11 protein-coding genes and 2 pseudogenes are annotated in these 22,742 nt (G+C 33.9%); 10 read left to right on the forward strand and 3 right to left on the reverse strand.

Translation table 11 applies throughout. The features are described from left to right. Window positions 1–391 precede the first annotated feature (391 nt). From HUE53_RS03710 to HUE53_RS03730, 5 genes are all read left to right on the forward strand, one after another. A complete protein-coding gene (locus HUE53_RS03710) occupies window positions 392–1,087 on the forward strand; it encodes an outer membrane beta-barrel protein (RefSeq protein WP_014166253.1) in 696 nt (231 codons plus the stop codon). 18 nt (window positions 1,088–1,105) lie between these two features. Continuing rightward, entirely contained in the window at window positions 1,106–1,831 is a 726-nt protein-coding gene (locus HUE53_RS03715; protein WP_014164835.1) for an outer membrane beta-barrel protein, read from the forward strand. A gap of 177 nt (window positions 1,832–2,008) precedes the next feature. Continuing rightward, a complete protein-coding gene (locus HUE53_RS03720; RefSeq protein ID WP_097609459.1) occupies window positions 2,009–3,922 on the forward strand; it encodes a T9SS type A sorting domain-containing protein in 1,914 nt (637 codons plus the stop codon). Window positions 3,923–3,934: 12 nt separating this feature from the next. Further along, the gene (locus HUE53_RS03725; RefSeq protein ID WP_192188718.1) at window positions 3,935–13,657 is read left to right on the forward strand and encodes a SpvB/TcaC N-terminal domain-containing protein; all 9,723 of its coding nucleotides are present in this window, start codon (window positions 3,935–3,937) and stop codon (window positions 13,655–13,657) included. Window positions 13,658–13,660: 3 nt separating this feature from the next. Continuing rightward, window positions 13,661–14,041 carry a DUF2750 domain-containing protein gene (locus HUE53_RS03730; RefSeq protein ID WP_097609451.1) on the forward strand — a complete coding sequence of 127 codons (381 nt, stop codon included), beginning with the start codon at window positions 13,661–13,663 and terminating at the stop codon, window positions 14,039–14,041. Window positions 14,042–14,080: 39 nt separating this feature from the next. Here HUE53_RS03730 and HUE53_RS03735 read toward each other — a convergent pair whose 3' ends face one another. Then, window positions 14,081–14,422, reverse strand: coding sequence for a helix-turn-helix domain-containing protein (locus HUE53_RS03735; protein ID WP_088389951.1), 342 nt, complete (start codon window positions 14,420–14,422; stop codon window positions 14,081–14,083). Window positions 14,423–14,587: 165 nt separating this feature from the next. On the opposite strand from HUE53_RS03735, the gene HUE53_RS03740 reads away from it, so the two are divergent. The 5 genes from HUE53_RS03740 to HUE53_RS03760 all read left to right on the forward strand — a co-directional run bounded on the left by HUE53_RS03740 (window position 14,588) and on the right by HUE53_RS03760 (window position 21,030). Beyond that, complete coding sequence (locus tag HUE53_RS03740; protein WP_097609450.1) at window positions 14,588–16,903, forward strand: toprim domain-containing protein; 2,316 nt, start codon at window positions 14,588–14,590, stop codon at window positions 16,901–16,903. 192 nt (window positions 16,904–17,095) lie between these two features. Then, on the forward strand, window positions 17,096–18,016 hold the full coding sequence (locus HUE53_RS03745; RefSeq protein WP_065213365.1) for a tyrosine-type recombinase/integrase: 921 nt from the start codon (window positions 17,096–17,098) through the stop codon (window positions 18,014–18,016). Window positions 18,017–18,069: 53 nt separating this feature from the next. Beyond that, window positions 18,070–18,966 carry a tyrosine-type recombinase/integrase gene (locus HUE53_RS03750; RefSeq protein WP_065213370.1) on the forward strand — a complete coding sequence of 299 codons (897 nt, stop codon included), beginning with the start codon at window positions 18,070–18,072 and terminating at the stop codon, window positions 18,964–18,966. Window positions 18,967–19,860: 894 nt separating this feature from the next. Beyond that, window positions 19,861–20,568, forward strand: coding sequence for a M91 family zinc metallopeptidase (locus HUE53_RS03755; RefSeq protein ID WP_077225906.1), 708 nt, complete (start codon window positions 19,861–19,863; stop codon window positions 20,566–20,568). Between the two features lie 3 nt (window positions 20,569–20,571). Then, window positions 20,572–21,030, forward strand: coding sequence for a hypothetical protein (locus HUE53_RS03760; RefSeq protein ID WP_123906913.1), 459 nt, complete (start codon window positions 20,572–20,574; stop codon window positions 21,028–21,030). A gap of 204 nt (window positions 21,031–21,234) precedes the next feature. Here HUE53_RS03760 and HUE53_RS03765 read toward each other — a convergent pair. Together HUE53_RS03765 and HUE53_RS03770 are read right to left on the reverse strand one after the other, a co-directional pair. Further along, window positions 21,235–21,573, reverse strand: a pseudogene (locus tag HUE53_RS03765) (integrase core domain-containing protein); the annotation flags it as partial. 197 nt (window positions 21,574–21,770) lie between these two features. Next, window positions 21,771–22,550 (reverse strand): annotated as a pseudogene (locus HUE53_RS03770) (helix-turn-helix domain-containing protein); the annotation flags it as partial. Between the last annotated feature and the right edge of the window lie 192 nt (window positions 22,551–22,742).

Below are 22,742 nucleotides of genomic sequence, written 5' to 3' on the forward strand. Positions count from 1 at the left end.
TTTTCTCCAAATTTAATAAATGTTTTCCAATAAGCTTCTAATTTTAGAAAAGAAAAACAGTAGGTTATGTATAAAATTTTCTAGAAAGAAAAAAGGCATTATATTCTACGTATTACTCCCTTTCAATCATTCAACCTTATTTTATTAGAAGCCCCTAATTAATCAAAGCAGCTGTCTTTAAGTAGAATGTAATAGAGTTTTTTATATTATTTAAACTTTTATTCGATCTTTTTAATGTACCTAATGATCTTGCAAATGATTTTTATAAAAAATCAAGGTCTTCATTTATTGTCATTTGATTTTTTTGGCATGCTTAAAATCACAATTTATTTCAGTATACTCAAAATACAAATGGATTTTTATAGAATTTTCTTGTTTTTGAAAAAAAACAATGAAAAAAACTATATCTCTCACAATTTTTCTTTTTTTCAATAAATTTTATTCACAACATACAGAACCTTTTACATACGGATTAAAAATAGGTGCGGTGCATTCATCCGTTAGTAATCTTCCCGAAATGATTGTTGGAAGAGACAATTCTTTAACTCATTTTAGCCTAGATTCTAAAGGAAGTTACGGAGTAGAAGGCGGTTTTTTTGTAAATGCTAAACTACCCAATACAAGAGTAGCCTTACAAGGTGAAATCCTTTACAGAAACACAGGAGACAAATTAACATTCAACAATGCTTTAGGTAAAAACTATACTTTAAGTTTTGATTATTCTTTTATAACCATTGGAGCTATTTATAAAATATATCCTTACAAAGGCTTCAATGCAGGAACAGGGGTGTTTTATTCTAAAAACATAAATCCTAGTAATATAAATTACACTTCTAATGAGTACGAGGGTAGATATGATACTACGAAACGACAATTTTATAGAGACGCATTACTGGGCAGTGATGACTTTAGCTTATCTTTTTCTCTAGGATATGAATTACCGTATGATTTACATATTGAGGGTAGATATTATTTAGGATTAGGTGATATTATAAAAAACAAAACCGCATCATTTCAATTTATAGAAAATTACAATAGAAGTTCTATCATAGGTCTTTCTATAGGGTATAGTTTACATAATTGGTAATATTAAAAAATAAGCAACATGAAAAAATTTATAGTTCTTTTGTTTTTTACAATAGTTACTCATAGTCAAATTGGAAAAGAAATTAGTTACGGCTTTTACGCAGGTGCTGTATATTCAAAAATGAATAATATACAAAACACAATAATCCCTCCTAACATTTACACCAATTTTTCCACGACCGAAAAAGACAAATTTGGGGCTCTAGCTGGTCTTTTCCTAAATTGGAAATACCCACGAGCCAATATAAGTTTTCAACCAGAAATATTTTACAGTCGCCAAGCTACCGATTTTAATTACAACGACAACAAAGGACTAAATTACCAAATAAAGTTTGACTATCACAATTTAAATTTAGGATTCTTATTCAAATATTACATCCATGAAGGATTCTATTTAGGCATAGGCCCTAATGTTGCTCTAAATCTTCATAGAAATAATATTAGCTATACTTCTAATGGAGCTGAAATGGAACAAAAATACGGAGTCTCCTTTACTCCAGATCCCATTGTCCAGAAAACATTAAAAGAATCTCTTGAGGGAACCGACTATTTTCAAGGTATTTTTGGTATTGGTTATGAATTTCAAAACAAACTAGTTCTTGGTTTTCGATATCATTTGGGTTTAACGGATGCTCTAGAAACTAAAGAAAATGGGCATCGATTTATGGATAATAAAAATAAAACCAATGCCTTTTCATTGCACATAGGATACAAATTTGATTTTGATGATTCAAATAATTTCTAGCCGTATTGTGTTCTTCTTATCAAATCATAAAAGACAATAATGTAACTCAATGATTCTTACAGCAAAGTATATACTCTTACTATTTAAAAACATTACTATAAATAATGTAAAAAATAGACAGTCCCATCCCGTATTAAAATAAAGCTATCTATTATGTATTATAAATAAACTACACGCATGAAACTATATATACCCTTTTTTATCCTTATAATATCTATAAAAAACTTTGCTCAAAAAGGTCCCGCACAAGTAAAAAATCCTTACATCTGGATAACAGCAGATAAAAATGAAAATAAATTCATTTTAAAAAATCAGTTAGACCCTAACGCTATTTTGTTAAAAAAGACAGAAGGAGTTGTAATAAATAATCATCCCAGCATATTTTTTGATGCAAGCCAAGATACGCTAACCTTTAACATACCAAAAATAAATTATCAAACTGTTTTTTTAGTTTATAAAGTAAAAGACAGCTTAACCGAACAAATACTATGGAATATTTCTGATCAATCAAAAAACATTACTTTAACAACCACAGAAAGATTAGCCAACCTCACTAATTTCAAATACAATTCATTAAAAAACAAGTCCGAATACTCCTCAGCTATCCATTTTTATCAACATACAAAATCAAACCTAAGCGATAATAACAAATACCAAATCTCTATAGGTAAAACAAAACACAACCTATCAATACCCGCTCGTTCTTTAAAAGGATATATTAGTGAATGTATTGTATATGACCGATTTCTTAACAGCAACGAAATTAACAAAATCGCAAGTTATTTAGCTATAAAATATGGTATTTCTTTATCTCAAAAAGAACTACAAAATTACACAAATAGCAAAGGAAAAATCATTTGGAACGCTCTTGAAAACAAACACTATTTAAACCATGTAACAGCCATAGGAAAAGATGAAGCATCACTCCTTTTCCAAGACAACAGTCGTAATATTGAAGATGAGTTAACAACCATTGATTTAAGTTCTATTAAAGAAAGTGTTCCTGATAATAGCTTTTTGTTTTGGAGTGATAATGCCAAACCATTAAAATTCAAACAAGAAGAAGGATTGCCTAAATTACTAGAAAGAAAATGGCTTATGTGTATTGATTCTACTATTGATAGTCATAAAATAAAATGGCAATTTAATTTAAAAAAAATAACAAACTTAAAACAACCCGATACAAAACCCTGGTTAGTAATAGATCCTACAGGAAAAGCAAAATGGGATTCTGACGAAATAATATATAAAAAATTAGAAGAAAACTCAGACGGAACTACAACCCTAAATAACTACAATTGGGATAGCAAGAAAAACAAAAAAATCGTTTATACATTTCAAATGGCGCCAGATATGTTTGCTAGAGTAAAAATTACTCAACCTAAATGCGGAATATCTGATGGGTTTTTAAAATACACAATTATTGGAGGCAAAGCCCCTTATACTATAACGTTAATTAACTACGACACTAATAATGTTGTTAAAAAATGGATTCATGACAACAACACTTCAAACATCGCAATACACTCTGGAAAATATAATTATATAGTCGTTGATGCCCGCGGAACCATTTACGAACAAAAAATATTTATTTCAGATCAAGACATAACAAGTCCTAAACTACAAGAAACATTTACCCTAAATGACACCCCAATAGTCATAAATGCAAACGATTATTTACCAAAAGGAAACTATCAATTTCAATGGTTTTTAAATAAAGAATTGATTGCGAATGACAACACCATAATACTAACAAATCCAGGCAATTATCAATTAATTACAAAACATGAAAATGACTGTGAAACCGTTACTAACTTTCAAGTAGAGGTGAATAATAATAATAAAAACAATCAAATAATAGCATTACCCAATCCTAGTGAAGAGGGCCATTTTAAAATTTTTGGAAATTTCAATACTATTACAAACGCAACACTATATATATACAACTCAGCTGGAGCCCTAATAACAACAGAAAAATGGTCTGGAAAAACCCAATATATATATAACGGTCATATTCCTACAAGTGGCGTTTATATAGCAAAAATAAGTACATCAGAAGAAGAAAAATCAATAAAAATAATAATAAAATAAACTATTACTAGAATGAGCAAGAAAATATACTTATTTTTTCTATTAATTGCTGGCATAGTTTTCGCTGCAAATTATAATTACATCAAGAAAACAATAATAAATAAACCTGCAAAAGTTAACTTAATAGCAAATAAAAAAACATTTTCAAACACCATCCCATCTAAGATATTAATACATAAATCCGATATAAAAGAAGGAATTATAGGCCTTAATACAAGCCAAATTATAGATGATGCCTTTGATAATTTATTTCATATTCAAATACCCCAATTGCCTACTAATGATCAAACAGTATTCTTAGAATACGACTTATATGGTTATAAAAACGGAACATCTATTATTAAAAGCATCAATAACACCCAAAGTACCGGTGGAAACTTTATTGCAAAAAACAACCAATGGTTGCATCAAAAAGAACAAATAAGCAATAACATCATAAAAAAAGGAAATAATGTACTTTTCTTTAATGCTCCAGAAATAAAAAACAACCAATATAAAATAAAAAACGTTACACTAAACTTCTACAAAAACGAAAATACCCTTCAAAAATTTGAATTATTCCGTTTTGGAAACAAACTCTACATTGCCGGATTTCAACCCGAAAAAAACACAACATTGTATATAAATGACAAAAAAATAAATACCATTAATCAACATTTTGAAACCGAAATAGACTATACCAATCAAAAAGAAATAACCTGTGTAAAAAAAGAAAACAACACAAACACTATAATTCCTATATCTATAAATAACTTTATCCCTGTAGATTATTACATCCCTTTATACAATAAAAACATAAAAAAAGAGCATATAATAGGCATTAATGGAGGAAGCATCAACAATTCAAATGCTAGTTTTCATCTAGAAAAAGATATAATCAAAAAAAACACATTATTTTCCATAGAAGCCCTTCATACAAAAGATATTGCACCGTTAAACCCTTCAATGGTCAATGTAACACAAAATTCTTTTGCTTACAGATTATTACCCCACGGAATACAATTCAAAAAACCTGGAAAACTTACAATTCCTTACGACAAAAAATTAATTCCAGAAGGATATACAGAAAAAGACATAAACCTCTTCTTTTTTGATGAAAAGAAAAGACTATGGAAAGAAATTCCTAAAGACACATTACTAACCCATGAATCTAAAATAACAGGAAAAACCACCCATTTTACCGATTTTATAGCAGGAATTATAAAACTACCCGAATCACCCGAAACCTCTGGCTATACCCCTACAAGTATCAAAGATTTAAAAGCAGCCTCTCCAGCCGTAGGCATAACCCCTATTACCCCACCTACTGCAAATCCAAACGGAAGTACTAGCACCAATTTCCCTATAGAAATTCCAAAAGGCAGAACAGGCATGCAACCCTCACTAGCCCTACAATACAGTAGCGAAGCCGGACATAGCTGGACCGGACTAGGATGGGCAATAAACCTACCCAGTGTAGACATAGAAACCCGTTGGGGAGCACCAAGATACGATGCGAGCAAAGAAACCGAAAGTTATACCCTAGCAGGTGAGGCACTCTTGCCGAACGCTCATAGAGAAGCTTGGACAGACAGACAAACCAATAAACAGTTTTATCCTAGAAAAGAAGGTGCTTTCCAAAAAATAACCCGTAAAGGAAATAACCCTACCAACTATTATTGGATAGTAACAGACAAGAGCGGTACAACAACCTACTATGGCGGTACACCCGCTGGCATAGATAACACCGCTATTTTACAAGATACCAATGGCAATATAGGCCATTGGGCAATTACTTTACAAATTGACTTAAAAGGAAATACGATAGCCTATCAATACGAAAAATCCGAAGGCGAATTATATATCAAAAATATATATTATACTGGAAAAAATGACCAAAAAGGAGCATACAGCATACACTTTATTAAAGATACAGATTTAGGAGAACCCACTAGAGAAGATGTACAAATAGCAGCACGATTAGGTTTTCAGCAAACCTCTAACAAACTATTGCGAAAAATAGAAGTCAAATTTAAAGACCAAATGATTCGTAGCTACGGACTTACCTATAAACAAGGCGCTTTTAAAAAAACATTACTAAAAGAAATAGAAGTATATGATACAAAAGGAAATCTGTTTTACAAAAACTCCCTCGATTATTACGACGATGTACGCGATGCTAGTGGCAACTACACCCCTTTTGGCGAAGAACAAACTTGGAGCGTGCCTAATGACGGTATTACACCTGCTTTTCCCGCTTTCAAAGAATTCAAAGGAACTCACACTCTTACAGGAAGTTCCCGCTCTATTTCTGGAGGTTTTAATTATAGATTAGGAATTGGAATTCCAGGAATTGGAGTCTTAAATCAAAATACTTTAGGCGGACAAGGAGGAAACAACTGGAGCAATACCTCTACCTATGTTGCCTTAGAAGATTTAGACGGAGACAACTTGCCCGATAAAATTTTCACCAAAGGAGATAAAGTCTACTTTAGAAAAAACCTTGGGGCAACAGGTATAAACCAATTTTCAGACACATACCACGTCATTAATATTGGAAATGTTGGATTCTCTAGAAACTATTCCTATAATTACGGCGTCGATCTAATTTTAGGTTTTGGACAATTGGGAGCTAATTTAGGATATGATCGACAAATATCAAAAAACACCACCACCAGTTATTTCATGGATTTTAATGGCGATGGACTCACTGATTTTGCCGATGGCGGAACCGTTTATTACAACCGTTTAGTAAATGGCATCCCTACTTTTACCCCAAACAGTACAGGAACCCCTTCCCCCATAGTTAATGAAGGCGAGTTATTACTAACAGGCAATACACAAAACTCCGAAGCCGAAATAATAAAAAAGAACCCATTGCACGACATCGTACGCCTATGGCAAGCTCCAGCTACTGGATTTATACAAATTTCGCATATCTATAAATTACTAGAAGACACCTCCACTGATAGACAAAATTATAAAAACAATGATGGCACAGATAAAGCCGATGGTGTAACGTTATATTTTCAACAAGACAATAATTTAATTTGGTCTGAAACTATTGGAGCAACAGATTATTTATCAAAACAAAAACAAGACAATCTTTTTGTTACTAAAGGAGAACACCTCTATTTTAGAGTTAGTTCTATAAAAGATGGTAATTTTGATAACATCCTTTGGGAACCTACCATCAACTATCAAGACATAGACCCTAGTCATACGGACCCTAATGGCTTTAGTTTAAAAACTTACAATCCTAAAAAAGATTTTTTAGTAAGTTCACAAACACTTATCATGGTCCCAAAAGATTCTCCAATACGCTTTGATGGTATTTTTTCTAAAAAAACAACTTCCGATCACATCCTTTTAAAAATTATTTCCAATAGATTCAGTGTTGGCGAAACAGTTGTCTTTTCAAAACAATTTTTAGCATCAGAAAACATTACATTCAATTTTAACACCATTCCTCTTATAAATGCCCTAAAAGGCGACGGATTCAGAGTAATCATAGAATCCGAAACAAATATAGATTGGAAAAATTTGATATGTAACCCTTCCATTATATACAAAGACCACTCCGACAACCAAGAAACAAAACCCCTAGAAGTTACACATACAATTTATAATCGAGTAGATGACAAATACATCCTCAACCACATTATACCTAGTTCCAAAGGAAAAGCAACCTTTCATAATTACAGCGGAGTAATTCAATTTAATAAAGTTAGACCTAATCAAAGTTTTGATAGCGACATACTAATAACAGCCAAACAAGAAGAAAAACTAGTAGCTAGAATTAGATACAAATTAACAGATGGATACCTAGCTTACACACCAAAAGCAATTGATCTATCATATCCTTACGACAGTATTGTAGCTAACAAACCTATTAAAATAGAATACTACTTCAATAACAAAAATACTTCAACCCTCTTTCAACAAAATCATTCTAGCGCATTCCTCGTTATAAAAGATTCTGTCATAATAAAAAACAAAAAAACATTAGTAGAATATAATTATTTCAGCTCAGAAAACAGCTACTACGGCAATTTTGATGATGTCGAAAAAAAATTAAAAATCAGAAATAGAAATTGGGGCGTATTTTTAATTAACGGAAATCTAGCAGCCAATACCATTGACAAAAACCTTATAGTATCAGATAAAAAACCCTACGATGTTGACCCAAAAAATATGCCAGACATCAGCGGAAACACATCTGTTACCCCAGCAACTCATGGACAATTTGAAGCCTCCAAAGAATACTTTATCCAAGCCCGAGGAAATTACGCTTCAAACAAATGGTTAGGCGCAGAAGATGCTATTTTTATCAAAGAAGAATACATTAGTTCAGCACGTCTAGGCGAAGATGATCTACAAAAATTCTTAGACACTTCCTTACCTACTGTTCAAGGAGGCGGCAGTCGAGCCTTATTTACCATATCAGAATCCACAAGTAACGCCTATGCTGCCGGCTTATCCGCTAGTTCTTCCGGGGCAGGTGCCAACTATTCAGAAGGCAAGTCTATCGTTATAGAAACTATGACCGATTTTAATGGAGATCGTTACCCCGATTTTGTACGCAATGGCAACGTACAATTTACAACCCCTAGAGGAGGTTTGTCTAACCTACAAAATAATATTGGCAATTTTAGCGTATCCATTATAGGAAGCAAAGGAGGAAGTGTCAATGGAAAATACAGTCATGGGAGTGCCAATTCATCTGATACAAAAACTAATGCAAAAACAACTGTGCAAAAAAGTTCTAATGATAAAAAATCAAATTCCGATGCCCAAAAAGCAGGAAAATACACCAGTATAAGCGGAAATATAGGCACAGGAAATGATTACTCCCAAAAAATACATACAGACATCAATGGTGATGGACTAACAGATCAAATTAACGATAACGGAATTGTTTTACTTAATACAGGATACCGATTTCTTCCCGATTACAATTGGAAAAACCTAGACAAAGGAATAAACGAAGGAAATTCATCCGATTTTGGAGCAGGATTAGGCTTTGATTTTGCATCAGGCTCTATATCTGGAGGATTTTCTTATAATGGCTCTTCTAATGAACAATCTAAATCCTTTCTTGATATTAATGCCGATGGATTACCCGATAAAATAATTTACACACAAAACAACATCCTCATTTTCCTAAACCTAGGAAACGGTTTTGATACTAACCCATTACAATACCCAAAATACGCTAGTATGAGTAAAAACAAATCAACTAGTTATGGTATGAATGCTAGTTATGCTTTCGATTTTAGTTTAACCCCTATTCCTATTCGGATTGCTATACAAGCAGGGGCTAGCACCGGTAATTCAGTAAGCAAAATCGAATCTACTTTTAACGATATTAATGGAGATGGTAATTTAGACTACATAAAATCCGAAAACGAAGACAACCTTACCGTACGTCTTTCTAACATAAAACGTACCAACAAACTAAAAAGCGTAACTAACGCTATGGGCAATAGCTTTACCGTTGATTACGAATTTAAACCAAGCTCTTACGAAGCGAACGGAGCAAAATGGGTACTCAAAGAAGTAAACCTTTTTGACGGCCACACAGGCGATGGTGTAGACAACCTTATTAGCCGTTTTACCTATGAAAACCCTTATTACGACCGCCGTGAACGTGATTTTTATGGCTATGCCAAAATTACTACACAACAAATAAATGCTACCAACAATACCGTATATAACACCCAAATACAAGAGTTTTACAATACCGATTTTTATCGTAAAAACCTCTTAAAAAGCACTTTTTTATTAGATAAAGACAATAAAAAACTACAAGAAACCAGCACCACCTATAGTATAACCAATGCTCAAAACCAAACCCCTATTACCGAGGGCTTGTTAAGCAACCCTGCCGCCGATTTGTTATCAGTGTTTATCGCACCTATACATACCCAAGAAAAACACTACGAAGCAGGCACCGCCTTTTTAGACAAAAACACCTATAATAAATATGATCCACAAGGTAATATTGTAGAATATACAGATTTAGGCAACGGCACACCACAAGATAAAGTAACCGCCAAAATAAGCTACCACAACAGCCTATCCCCTTATTACGATGGCATCCCTAAACAAATAGAAGTATTTACCATTGATGGACTAAAACGAAAACGAGCTACCCAAATAAACCCCGCAACAGCCGAGGTTACACAATTTAAAATGTATGCTAGTAACGACAAGGTAGCCATAACCGATATTGTATATGACACCTATGGCAATATTATAAAAATTACAGGCGCCCCTAATTACAAAAACCAACGAGCTCAAATTACCTATACCTACGACGATCAAGTCTACAGCCACATCACCCAAATACAAGACCATTTTGGGTATGCAAACAAAACGGAATACGACTACCGTTTTAACACCCCTATAAAAACCACCGATCGTAACGAACAAAGTACCTTATACACCCTTGACGACAAAGGACGTACCAGCACCATACAAGGCCCTTACGAAATAGCCAGTGGCAAACCCTACACCATTGCCTACGAGTATTACCCTACCGCAGAAGTACCCTATGCCAAAACCCGAAATTACGACCCTGAACTAAACAAAGACATAGAAACCTATACCTATATAGATGGGCTTGGGCGTACCTTACAGGTCAAAAAAACAGCCTCGCTTTTTGGCGGTATAGATGCCCCAGACCAAGAAGGTCATATTATATCGGGCAAGGTGGTGTACGATGCTTTTGGTAGAGCGGTAGAGAGTTTTTACCCAACCTTTACCACTACCCTAAACAACAGTTTTAGTACCCTAGCAAGCACCGTAAACCCTACTAAAACCCAGTACGATGCCCTAGGCAGAGCCACAAAAACAACCCTGCCCGATGGTAGTACCACCACCACCACTTTTGCCATAGAAAATTTTAAAGGCATAAATGCTTTACAAACCACACAAACAGACCCACACGGTAAGGTGGCAAAAACCTATACCGATGCCACTGGCAAAAATATAGCCACTATACAATATGACGGTGGCAACGAGCTACTTACCCAGTTTAGCTACAACGCCCTTGGCGAAACTGCCGCTGTTATAAACACTATGGGACAAACTACCCTAAGCACTTACGACTGGCTAGGCCGACGCACCCAGTACATACACCCCGATGCTGGTACTACCACCATTACCTACGACCTAGCAGGCAATATGACCAAAAGGGTAACTAGCCAAATAGAGCAAACCATGCCCGATGGCGGTATCCTATATGAATATGATTACAACCGATTAGAACACATAAAATACCCTAGATACCCACAAAACAATATAAGCTATTATTATGGTAGTGCTACCGAAAATGCCCCACGCCGTGGACGTATGTGGCTAGTAACCGATGCCAGTGGAGGTACCGAGTATTTTTATGGTAAACTAGGCGAGGTAGAAAAAGAAATAAAAACCCTACGCATAACCCCTACCGATAACCAAACCTACATTACCCAATACGAGTACGACACCTGGAACCGTTTGCAAAAAATGATATATCCTGATGGCGAGGTGCTTACCTACACCTACAACCGTGCAGGAAATTTACAAACAATGCAAGGCACCAAAGAAAACCAAACCTACCTCTATATTAAGCAACTAGCCTACGACGAGTTTGAACAACGCAAGTACCTAAAATACGGCAACGATACCCAAACCCATTACACCTACGACCCCACCTTACGTCGTTTGCAACAACTAAACGTAAACAGTGGTAACCGTGCCATTATAAACAACACCTACACCTACGACCTTGTAGGCAATGTACTAGGCATAAAAAACACCGTGCCTGTAGTAGCCAATAGCCTAGGCGGTAGTAGCCAACAAACCTACCAGTACGACGATTTGTACCGACTAAAAAACGCCACAGGCAGCTACAACGGCCAGAACAACCATGCCACCTACACCCTAGCCATGCGCTACAACAATATGCACAATATAGTAAGCAAAGAGCTACAACACGAGATAAATGGCACCCAAAAAGGCTACAAACTAAACTATCAGTACAACAACACCCAGCACCCCAATGCCCCAAGTATCATAACCGAAGACGGCAAACCCGAACCTCGTAACTACGAATACGACGGCAACGGCAACCCTACCCAATACCTAGAATTTAACAATTTTAGAAAAATGACATGGGACGAAGAAAACCACCTAATGGGCATAAACGACAACGGGCGTATGCACCTATACACCTACGACCACACAGGCGAGCGGGTACTAAAAAGCAGTGGCGACACCCAAAACGTAAGCATAAACGGCGCACAAGCCGCCAGCATAAACCATTTTGACAATTATACAGGTTACGTAAGCCCCTATTTTGTAATAAGTAAAGGCAAATTTACCAAACATTATTTCGAAGGCGCAGGGCGTATAACCTCCAAAATAGGACAAGGAACCTTTGCCCAACCTACCAAAATTACAGCAGGCGGAATAAACTATGCCCAATTAAGCACAGAACAACAACAGTGGTTAGACGACTATGTACGCAACCTAGGACTCCCTCCAGGACCACCCACACAGCAAGGACTATACGCCAGTCCAGCCGCTACAGGAAAGCCTTACCCAAGCCCGCCCAAGCAAAACGCTAACCAAAACCAAGAAACACCCGAGGGCTGGCCTAGACAACCCGTGTTTAATCCCCCAGGCAATGTACCAGGACCACCCATACAGTTTGGCGATCCTATAAAACCCGCAGATGTAACCGCAGGCGATGGTTTTGTAGGCAACGGCTTATTTGAAAAAGATATTTTTTATTACCATAACGATCATTTAGGAAGTACTTCGTATATTAGCACTATGAATGGCCAGTTGTCTCAGCATGTAGAGTATATCCCTTTTGGAGAAGTCCTTTTTGAAGAACACTCCTCCTCTATTTCTATGCCGTATTTATTTAATGGAAAGGAATTGGATAGAGAGACCAATCTCACTTATTACGGAGCGAGATATTTGGATATGAAGACTTCCCTTTGGCTCAATGTTGACCCACTAGCCGAAGAGTTCCCAGACTGGTCGCCTTATAGTTTTTCTTTCAATAATCCTATTCGTTTTGTTGATGAAGATGGAATGGCTCCAACTGATATAGTCATACTTGGTAAAAATAACTCCAGTGTAACATTAAAAACTGATTTAATTGATATAAAAGTTAATGCAAGTAGTTTAGGTGTTGATTTTGGAGGGAATTATTCATTAAGCGGAAAAGATATTTTAAGTGCTGGATTAGATATAGTGGGAATTTTTGACCCCACAGGAATATCCGATGCTGTCGGTGCAAAAATGGCTTTTGATGATGGAGATTATTTTAGTGCAGCTATCAGTGCTGTTGGTGTTATTCCTTATGCAGGGGATTTAGCAAAAGTAGGTAAGATTAAAAAAGATATTAATATTATTGAAAATGCTATCGATGCAGTAAAATCCGCAGATAATGCTAAATCACTTTTAAAGGCAGGTAGAGCAGGAAAACAAGAGAGATTAGTAGAATTGGCTACAGATCCTAAATTAGGTAAAGCTGATAAAGGATGGATAAAATCAGAAATGAATCAAATAGAGAGAGGTAATAGGAAATCAATCCGTAATCCTCCTGGAAAAGATTTGGCACACGAGAGAGGTCGAGAGGCAGCAAAAGGGTATTCATATAAAAATTCAAACTTACAAGACAGAGATTTACATAGAAGGCAACATAAATATGATAATGGAGGTAGAAAAAATAAAGAAAGACCTTTAAATGATTAATTTATGAATGCTAAAGAAATTAAGAATGTGTCTGTATTGCAACCAATAGAAAGATATAAGTACTTTATTAAAAAAGTTGCAGATTACGAGGAGCTTTGGACTATTGTTGATGTTAATGGAGATTATGCTTTGTCTGACATTGACGATAAAACTTTGATATCATTTTGGTCTGCTAAAGAGTTTATTAATTCTAATCTTGAGGAAGGATGGAGAGAATGTACTCCTAAAAAATTGACTCTTGACGATTTAGAAGATGAGATATTTGACTTAATTGCATCTAAAAACTATTTAATAGATGTATTTCCTGTAAATGGCAAATCTGGTTTTGTTGTTGATTTAGATGAATTTGCAAGAGATTTAAGTGAGGAATTAAAAAATTATTAATAGCATTATAAATAACAAACCCCGCAAATGCGGGGTTTGTTATTTTAAAAAGGCTTGTAATTTACTTTTAGCAAGATAGGCATCGAGTAAAGAAAAGACGCATTCTTTGTCTTTTTCTGTAAGTTCGTCAATCTCTTGAAATCTTTTTAACATAGTAGGGTCTTTTAAAAACTGGGCTTCTTTGGCTTCTCCAATTAAGTAGCCAACGGTTGTTCCCAATTCATCAGCTAATTTTTTTACTACATCAATAGAGGGTTTCATCTCATCCCTTTCATATCTACCAATTACAGTATGTACGCTACCGATTAGCTTTGCTAAATCTTGTTGCGACAAGCCTTTGCTGTCTCTTGCTTCTCTTAATCTTTTACCGAAAGTTACCATAAAATAACACTTAAAAGGTTAATAAATACCCTTATTTCAATTGATATTGCAAATATATAAAACTAAAACGGTTAATTAAAATCGTTAAAATTTTACCATATAAAACTCATTCGGTATCTTTGCACCGAAAACGGTTAATAAAAATATTTTTAAAAAGTTTCAACAATGGAAATATCAGAGATAAAACAACAGCTTACGATGGCAAATGTTCTGCATTACTACGGCTTAAAAACCGACAAAAAAAGTCGTTTAAATTGTCCGTTCCACGAAGACAAAACCCCAAGTTTTCAAGTGTACTACAAAACACAAACGGCATATTGTTTTTCTTCGAGCTGTAAAACACACGGCAAAAGTATGGATGTGATTGATTTTATATTGTACAAAGAAAACTGCACCAAACACGAAGCCATTAAAATAGCAGAGCGAATAATCAGCCCCCTAGCCCCCGAAGGGGGAACTACCAAGATGACGAAGCAAGATTTATCGAGAGAGCAATTTTTGGGCAATATGTACCAGTATTTTAAAAATGCCATTAGCAACAGCAAACCAGCCAAAGAATATCTACAATCTCGAGGTTTAGACAATAAAAAAATAGAAGTCGGTTACAATGGTGGTCAGTTCCATCACGGAGCAAGAAAAGACGAAACTTTAATAAATCAGTGTTTAGAATATGGATTACTAATTGACAAAGGAAACAAAGGCAGAACAGGAGAAACCGCTTACAACGTTTTTGGTAAATGGTGTATTGTTTTTGCTTTAAAAAATAGAGAAAATAAAGTAGTATCATTATACTTTAGAAGCACACTAAACGAGAAAGAAAGTAAACATTTTTATCTAAAAAATCGACAAGGTTTATATCCAAATTATCCCAATGTAAATACTAAAAAACTAATCTTAACCGAAAGTATTATTGATGGTGCGAGTTTATTACAAGTCAATCAAATAGCAGAAAATTACAGTTTATTAGCGTGTTATGGAACTAACGGACTAACTGAAGAACACATCAAAGCCATTAAGGAACTCAAACAATTAGAAGAAATCATCTTTGCTTTTGACAATGATACAGCAGGAAAAGAAGCCATTACAAAATATGCTAGCCTACTTTTAGAAGAAATCGGAGATTCGCTGACCAAAGGGAGGCAATTACCAGGAATAAAAATAAGTGTGCTAGAACCAATAAACAAAGACATCAACGAAACACTACAACTACACAATGAAAAACTATTTATTGAACTTTTAGACAAAAGACAACCAGTCATTGCGAGCCAAAGCGAAGCAATCCCACAAACCGAAGTACTTCCAGCTTCCAGCTCCCAACTTCCAACCTCTATCGACTTCTTAAAACGAAAACATCTACTAAAAAACTTAAACATAGAAATCGGAAAAGCAGGAATAGTTGGCGAAGAAAATAGCAGAATGTTATTATTTTTAATCATCATCAGTTATCTAAACAAAAGCCCATTACACGCATTAGTTCAAGGCTCAAGCGGTAGCGGAAAAACACATATTATAAGCAGAATAGCGGATTTAATGCCACCCGAAGATGTTTTAAGATTTACACGAATTACAGAAAGTTCACTTTATAATTGGGGTGAGTTTGATTTATTCCAAAAGGTGGTGATTATTGAAGATTTAGACGGCTTAAAAGAAGATGCACTCTATGCCCTGCGAGAATTTATATCCAACCAAGTTTTAAGAAGTTCCGTAACCATAAAAGACAAAAAAGGAAATAACAAATCTTCTCATAAAATTGTAAAAGGTCAGTTCTCTAGTCTATCAGCCACCACCAAAGGCGAAACCTACGAAGACAATATGAGCAGAAGTTTTTTAATAGCCATCGATGAAAGCAAAGAACAAACCACAAGAATAATCGACTACCAAAACAAACGCAATGCAGGAGAAATAGATCCAAACCAAAGCCAAAAAGCAATCAATTTTATCCAACAAATCATCAGAAATTTAAAGGTTTACGAGGTTATAAATCCTTATGCAACACAATTACATCTACCCGAAAAAGTACATAAAATAAGAAGATTAAACGAAATGTATCAAGCCGTAATCAAACAAGTAACGTTCCTAAATCAATATCAAAGGAAACTAACCAATAACAACCAATTAATTACCGAAATCGAAGACATCGAACAAGCAACCGAAGTACTTTTTGAATCCATAGTTTTAAAAGTAGATGAACTCGATGGAAGTTTAAGACAATTTTTTGAACGATTAAAAAAGTACGTTAAAAGTGAAAATCAAGAGTTTATTTTAAGAGATATAAGACAAGATTTAGGAATAAGTAAAACACAGATATTTAGGTATATACAAACACTTTTAGAGTTGGAATACATCAAACAGGTTGGCGGTTTTGCAAACAAAGGCATAAAATATAAAATCTCCTATTGGGACAATTACCAAAAGTTAAGAGCAGAGATTAAAGACTTTTTAATGTTACAAATAGAACAGCTACGACAAGAGCAAAAGTAAGTTGGAACACTAAAGGAACGCAAAAGGAACACTAAAAAACGGTGTAAAGTATTGTAAAATATAAGTAAACAGTAAAAAAATAGTCTAGCGTTCCTAAAAATAAAATATTGAGTAAGCAAAACCATCATAAACCTTAAAAACGTCATACCAAACCATTTAAAATTTAAAATTCAACATTTAAAATAATAAAAGATGGGCGCACCAAGCAAGCATAAAATCTACTCTGAAACCTACCAAGAACAGGCAAGAAACTACAAAAAACATTTAGACATTTTAGGATTAAAACCCGAAACTACCCAAGCAAGATATTTATATTTAAAAGAGTTTTTTAGTTGGTTAGAAAATAATAAAATCTTTGAATTACAGCAAATTACACCAAAAGAAATAGCACAATACAACGACTACTTAAAAGCCAAGAAAAGCCAGCGAACAGGAAAAGCATTAAAGCAAAAAAGCATATACGACCATATGCGAAACCTACAACAGTATTTAGGGTATTTACTAGAAATTGGCACACTCAAAACCAATCCAGCATCACACTTAAAATTTACGGCAGTAAGCGAAAATGTAGCACGATTTATTTTTAGCCAGGACCAAATACAAGCACTTTACCAAGTGGCCAATTTAGAAGAAAAAGCAATCTTAAATATGGGTTATGGTTGTGGGTTAAGAGTACAAGAAATGAGCGACTTAAACAAAGAAGATATACGGTTTAGTGAGAATTTAGTAATCGTTCAAAAAGGCAAAAACAGCAAACGCAGATTAGTTCCTATAAGCCAAAAAATAAGCGATCAAATCAAAGAATATTTAGAAAGTTTAGAGCAAAAAAACAACACAATATTTATCAATAATAAAGCAAGAAAAATGCAAGAATGGGGACTTAATGCACGACTAAAACAACTGATTTTAAAAACAGAATTTGGACAAAAACTAACTACTGAAGAATTGAATAAAATAGGTATTCACTCATTAAGGCACTCAATAGCAACACATCTTTTAGAAAACGGAATGAAGCTCGAACAGGTTCAAAAATTTTTAGGACATAGCCACATCGAGAGTACAGAGATTTACACACATATAACCAATAAACAATTAAAAGATTTAATGATTTAAGAATTTAAAATTTAAGTTGTTTGATAATCTTTTAATTATTCAATTTTTAAATTATGAAATTAAAAGAATATTTACAGAAAAAATACAGCAAAAGCACATTATACAGCAATTTATACAACATCAAAAGATTTACAGATTATTACCAAAACAAAGCACCAAAAGCCACATTTAAAGAGGTTTTAAACTATATAGAACACTTACGAAAAAACTACAATTTACACCCAAAAACATTAAGACATTGTTTGTATGGCGTTAAAATATACTTCAATTATCTGCTTGAAACAGGACAAAGAAAAGACCATCCTTGCAGTGAATTATTTTTAAAAGATAAGATTGATAAACAAATACAAGCCGATACACTCTACAGCCCAGAAACACTAGAAACCTTTTTTGAAACCTACCAAATCAAGAAGAAAAAACAGTTAGAAAATAGAAATAAAATTATCATTAGTTTATTGATTTATCAAGCCTTAACTGTCAAAGAAATAGCAGCATTAGAAGTTGAGCATATCAATTTAGAAAAATGCGAAATTTATATAAAAGGAAGTAACGAAATCACTTCAAAAAGTCCACAATCAAGAACTTTACCACTACAAGCCAAACAAATATTATTAATTTACAAATACATACAAGAAGATAGAGAGAAATTATTAAGTCATTCCAAAGTTCCCCCTTCGGGGGTTAGGGGGCTTATCCTTGGTCAATACGGTGAAAAAATCAATCCTCACGGCATTAGCAAAATGATAAACGAACAAAAGCCAAAAAGCGAACAAATACAACCAATGAAGATAAGACAAAGTGTTATAGCAAACTTATTGAAAAAGGAGAATGATACAAGAATAGTACAGGTTTTTAGCGGACACAGACGAGCATCAACTACAATCCAATACAAACAAACCGAACTGGAACAACTACAAAACGCAGTAAATAATTATCATCCAATAAGATAAAAAGGATAAAAATAAATGCTTCTTTTTTGGATTTTGATTTAATGTTCCCACCCCCAACGCTAAAAAAGGCAAAAAAAGGGCTTTTTCCCTGCACGGCTGGTTTTCTGTCATAGTTTTTGTAGCCCAACGCACCAACAGCACATTTATTTTTTCAATTGAATTTATAGTTTTTTAAGCGGTCAATTGAAAAAAATAAAAGAGCTGTCCCCAACGCTCAAAAACAAAAACATATGCCAGAAAACCAGCCTAAAGCTACTTCGCATAATTCCAGTTTTGTGCAATGCAGAGTGTAGTGATAAATTGAAAGTTCCGTTTTTAAATCAACATTTTTACCAAAAAGAAAGTAAGTGCTACAAAGTTCTGCACTGCACAAAGCTGCCCGGGACATTATGCGAAATAGCCCCAACGCTCGAAAGCCCTTTTTTTGCCTTTTTTTTGCCAACGCTCACCCACCCGAAAGAGGATAAAATCCAAAAAAGAAGCATTTATTTTTTTTTGCGAACCGCTTACTAACGCCCTTCGGTTGTTTGCTCATTTTTTTAGAAGATTGCCATACAAATCCCGATTAAAAACAACGTTTTGTATAATGGCAATCTTCCAAAAAAATCGAGCTAAAGATGGCTAAAGAGCCAGCCGACTACAGGAAAACTCCGAAGTTGGTTTTGTACCAGCAGTTGGAAAATGGATAAAAACCAAATCTTTTTTTTCAAATGAAATTCAATTGAAAAAAAAAGATTAATTTTGCAAAAGGTTGAAAACCTGTTGTGTTCTTTGAAGTTCTTTGTATTGTAGGTGTTTTTGAAGTTCTCGCACGAGGAAATTATGGAGTAGTATTTTTTAAGTATTGACCCACTAGCCGAGAAGTTTCCAAGCTGGTCGCCGTACTGTTTTGTGATGAACAATCCGTTGAGATTAATAGACCCAACGGGAATGGCTCCTGAAGATATTATTATCATAGGTAACAATAAACAACAATTAAAATACGAAAACGGTAATCTTTTCAATAAAGACGGTTCTGCTTATACTGGTAAAGTAGATAAATTCACACAGAAGACTGTTGATGCTTTAGGTCAAATTTCAAAAAGCGCAGAAGGTTCAGCAATGATTCAAGAATTACAATCTTCTAAAAACGAATTTACAATTTCAAAAGGAGCAAGTGAGTTTAATGAAACGGATAGATACAAAGGGTACGCAAATCAATTAGCTACTGACCCATCGGCAAAAAATTCTTTTGATGCTTTAACAAAAATGGGAATTGATATGACTGGTGGTTCAGGAGGTGCAGTAACTTGGGATCCTTCTGGGGGAAGTATACCTACAACAGCAGGTATGAAAACGAATGCGACAATAGATTTATCTCACGAAATGTTCCACGCATTAGATTCCAACAGAGGAATGTTAGATGATAGAAGAGAAAATGGAGTTAAAAGAGATGAGTACCAAGCGGTATTTAGAGAGAACAACTTAAGAGGACAATTAAATCTTCCCTTAAGAACTCATTATCAAACTACATTTGATATAAATGGCATGAAAACTAGTTATGGTCCTTCTATGTTAAATAACTCCAATCAAAATGTAAAACCCCTTTGGTATAAACCTTAAGAAATGAAATATATATATTGTTTATTAATAATAATGATTTTTTCTTGTTCAACTAAGAAAGGCTATCAAGCTATTAAATATACTGGTTTTAGTAATACTTTAAAGAAAAATTATACATATAAAGTAAGTATTAAAGAAGGATTTGAAGTAAAGAAAATTCAAGGAGGCAATGAATGGAAGCAGAAAGAGTTCGTATATTCTGACAATTCTATTCTATATATTAGTAATGAAAAAGGCAATACTTCTCGTAATTATGAAAACATAAAAAATGATGAAAAATTATATGATAAAGCCATGCTTGCCTTTTTAACTAACGATACAATTACATTAGAGGGTATTGATAAAAATAACCTTTATTGGAAAAATAAATATAACGGAATTATTAATATAGGCTATTTAAACGTTCCTATAGAGAAGAAAAAAGAATTTGATAAAGCAATAATTTCTTTATTAGAAAAATAAAATTTTTAAGCCACTCATTGAGTGGCTTTTTCTTTTATTTATAAGCTAATCTAGTTTTAGCATCTCTCAACAAACCATCAAGAGTATAAAGAATACATCTTTTATCATCTTCAGGAAGTGCATCAAGCTCATTCAAGCGCTGTAACATTACAGGATTTTTAAGAATATTGTGTAATAGCCACTACTTTACCTGACAGTTGTAAGTTAAATTAAGTTTGTCAGATTGTTTGTTTTTTCAATTCCCTTGGGGGCTTTTTCAGATGAAAGAAAAAAATGATTCTGATGCAATTTATTCAAGTTTTTTTCATCTGCCAAATATTTGGTATCTAAAAAAGTTTTTAAAGGAGTTTGTACATAACAAAACTTACCAGAATGGGATCTGTTTTGATTGTATTCTATCAGCCAAAGGTCAAGGTCTATTTGAAGTTGTTCAATTGAGTTATAAACTTTTTTTCTAAAAGCTATGGCATAAAATTCATTTTGTATAGTTCTATGAAAACGTTCGCAAATACCATTCGTCTGAGGACTTCTAGCTTTGGTTTTATACCGTTTAAACTTTGAATTTTCTTTTTAAAAATAGTACATCTACAAAAGCAACAAAAATTAGCGTTGCTTCTCGATGCGCTTCGCGCTCGAACTAACGATGATTTCAATTATATAACTCAACCGTCTGTTCGAGTTCTTTAAAAAAAGCGTATTGAGAACTTTACTTTTTAATCCAGTATATTTTAAGCTTAAATGGTATTAGTATGATCTATGTCTTCAATAGCTAGATAAAGTTGAAAATCGTGATCTTGTGAACCACAATACTCTGTTCCTCTATCGGTAAGTATTCTAAGTAAAGAAACATCTTGTTCTTGATAAAATGGGAGCACTTTATCATTAAGCATATCTGCTGCTACGAGTGAATTTTTTTGGTCGTATAGTTTTGCAAAAGCAACTTTAGAATAAGTGTCTATGAAAGTTTGTTGGTAAATTCTTCCTACTCCTTTAATTGTGCCAACATAATAGGTGTCTTGTGCTCCCAAATAACCTGGATGAGCGGTTTCTATTTCTCCGTGAGCTTCTTTTTCTTCTTTAGCTTTTTCAATGGCTACGACTTGTGATTCAGTAAGAATCAAACCTTCTTTTGCTACTTTTGTCTCTAAGGCTTTTAATCGCTTTTTAAAGGTCTCTAAATCATTACGAAGCCAAATCGAACGAACTCCTCCAGGAGAAAGTACAATGCCTTCTTTACGCAATTCATTACTCACTCTTTGCTGACCTAGAGATGGATTATCTGTAGCAATGCTTACTACTTTTTGCTCAATGTAGGGTTCAACACGATTTTTAATAATGGGTTTGCTTCGACTTATTTCTTGAAGTGCTAATTCGCCTCCTGTTTCATATAATTCTTGAAAACGATAAAAACTATCACGACCGTAGCCCATAATCCTACAAGCTTCTGATACATTTTTTAATTTGTTTGCTAAGTTTAATAGTCCAATTTTATTACCTATTATTTTTTGATTTGTTGTCATATTTAATCTTTGTTTAAAATTAATACTTTAATTGGTAACTGTCAGATTAAATATTAAATATTAAATATTAAATATTACACTTTATCTTATTTTGAACATTGAAATATTGATTATAAAAATGTTTTACACACTTTTTAATACACTACCCTTCCCCACATTTTTTATGTAAGCCAAATATTTCTTCTTTTTATT

This window comes from Flavobacterium columnare (assembly GCF_014844295.1).
GTDB classification, from domain to species: Bacteria; Bacteroidota; Bacteroidia; order Flavobacteriales; family Flavobacteriaceae; genus Flavobacterium; species Flavobacterium columnare.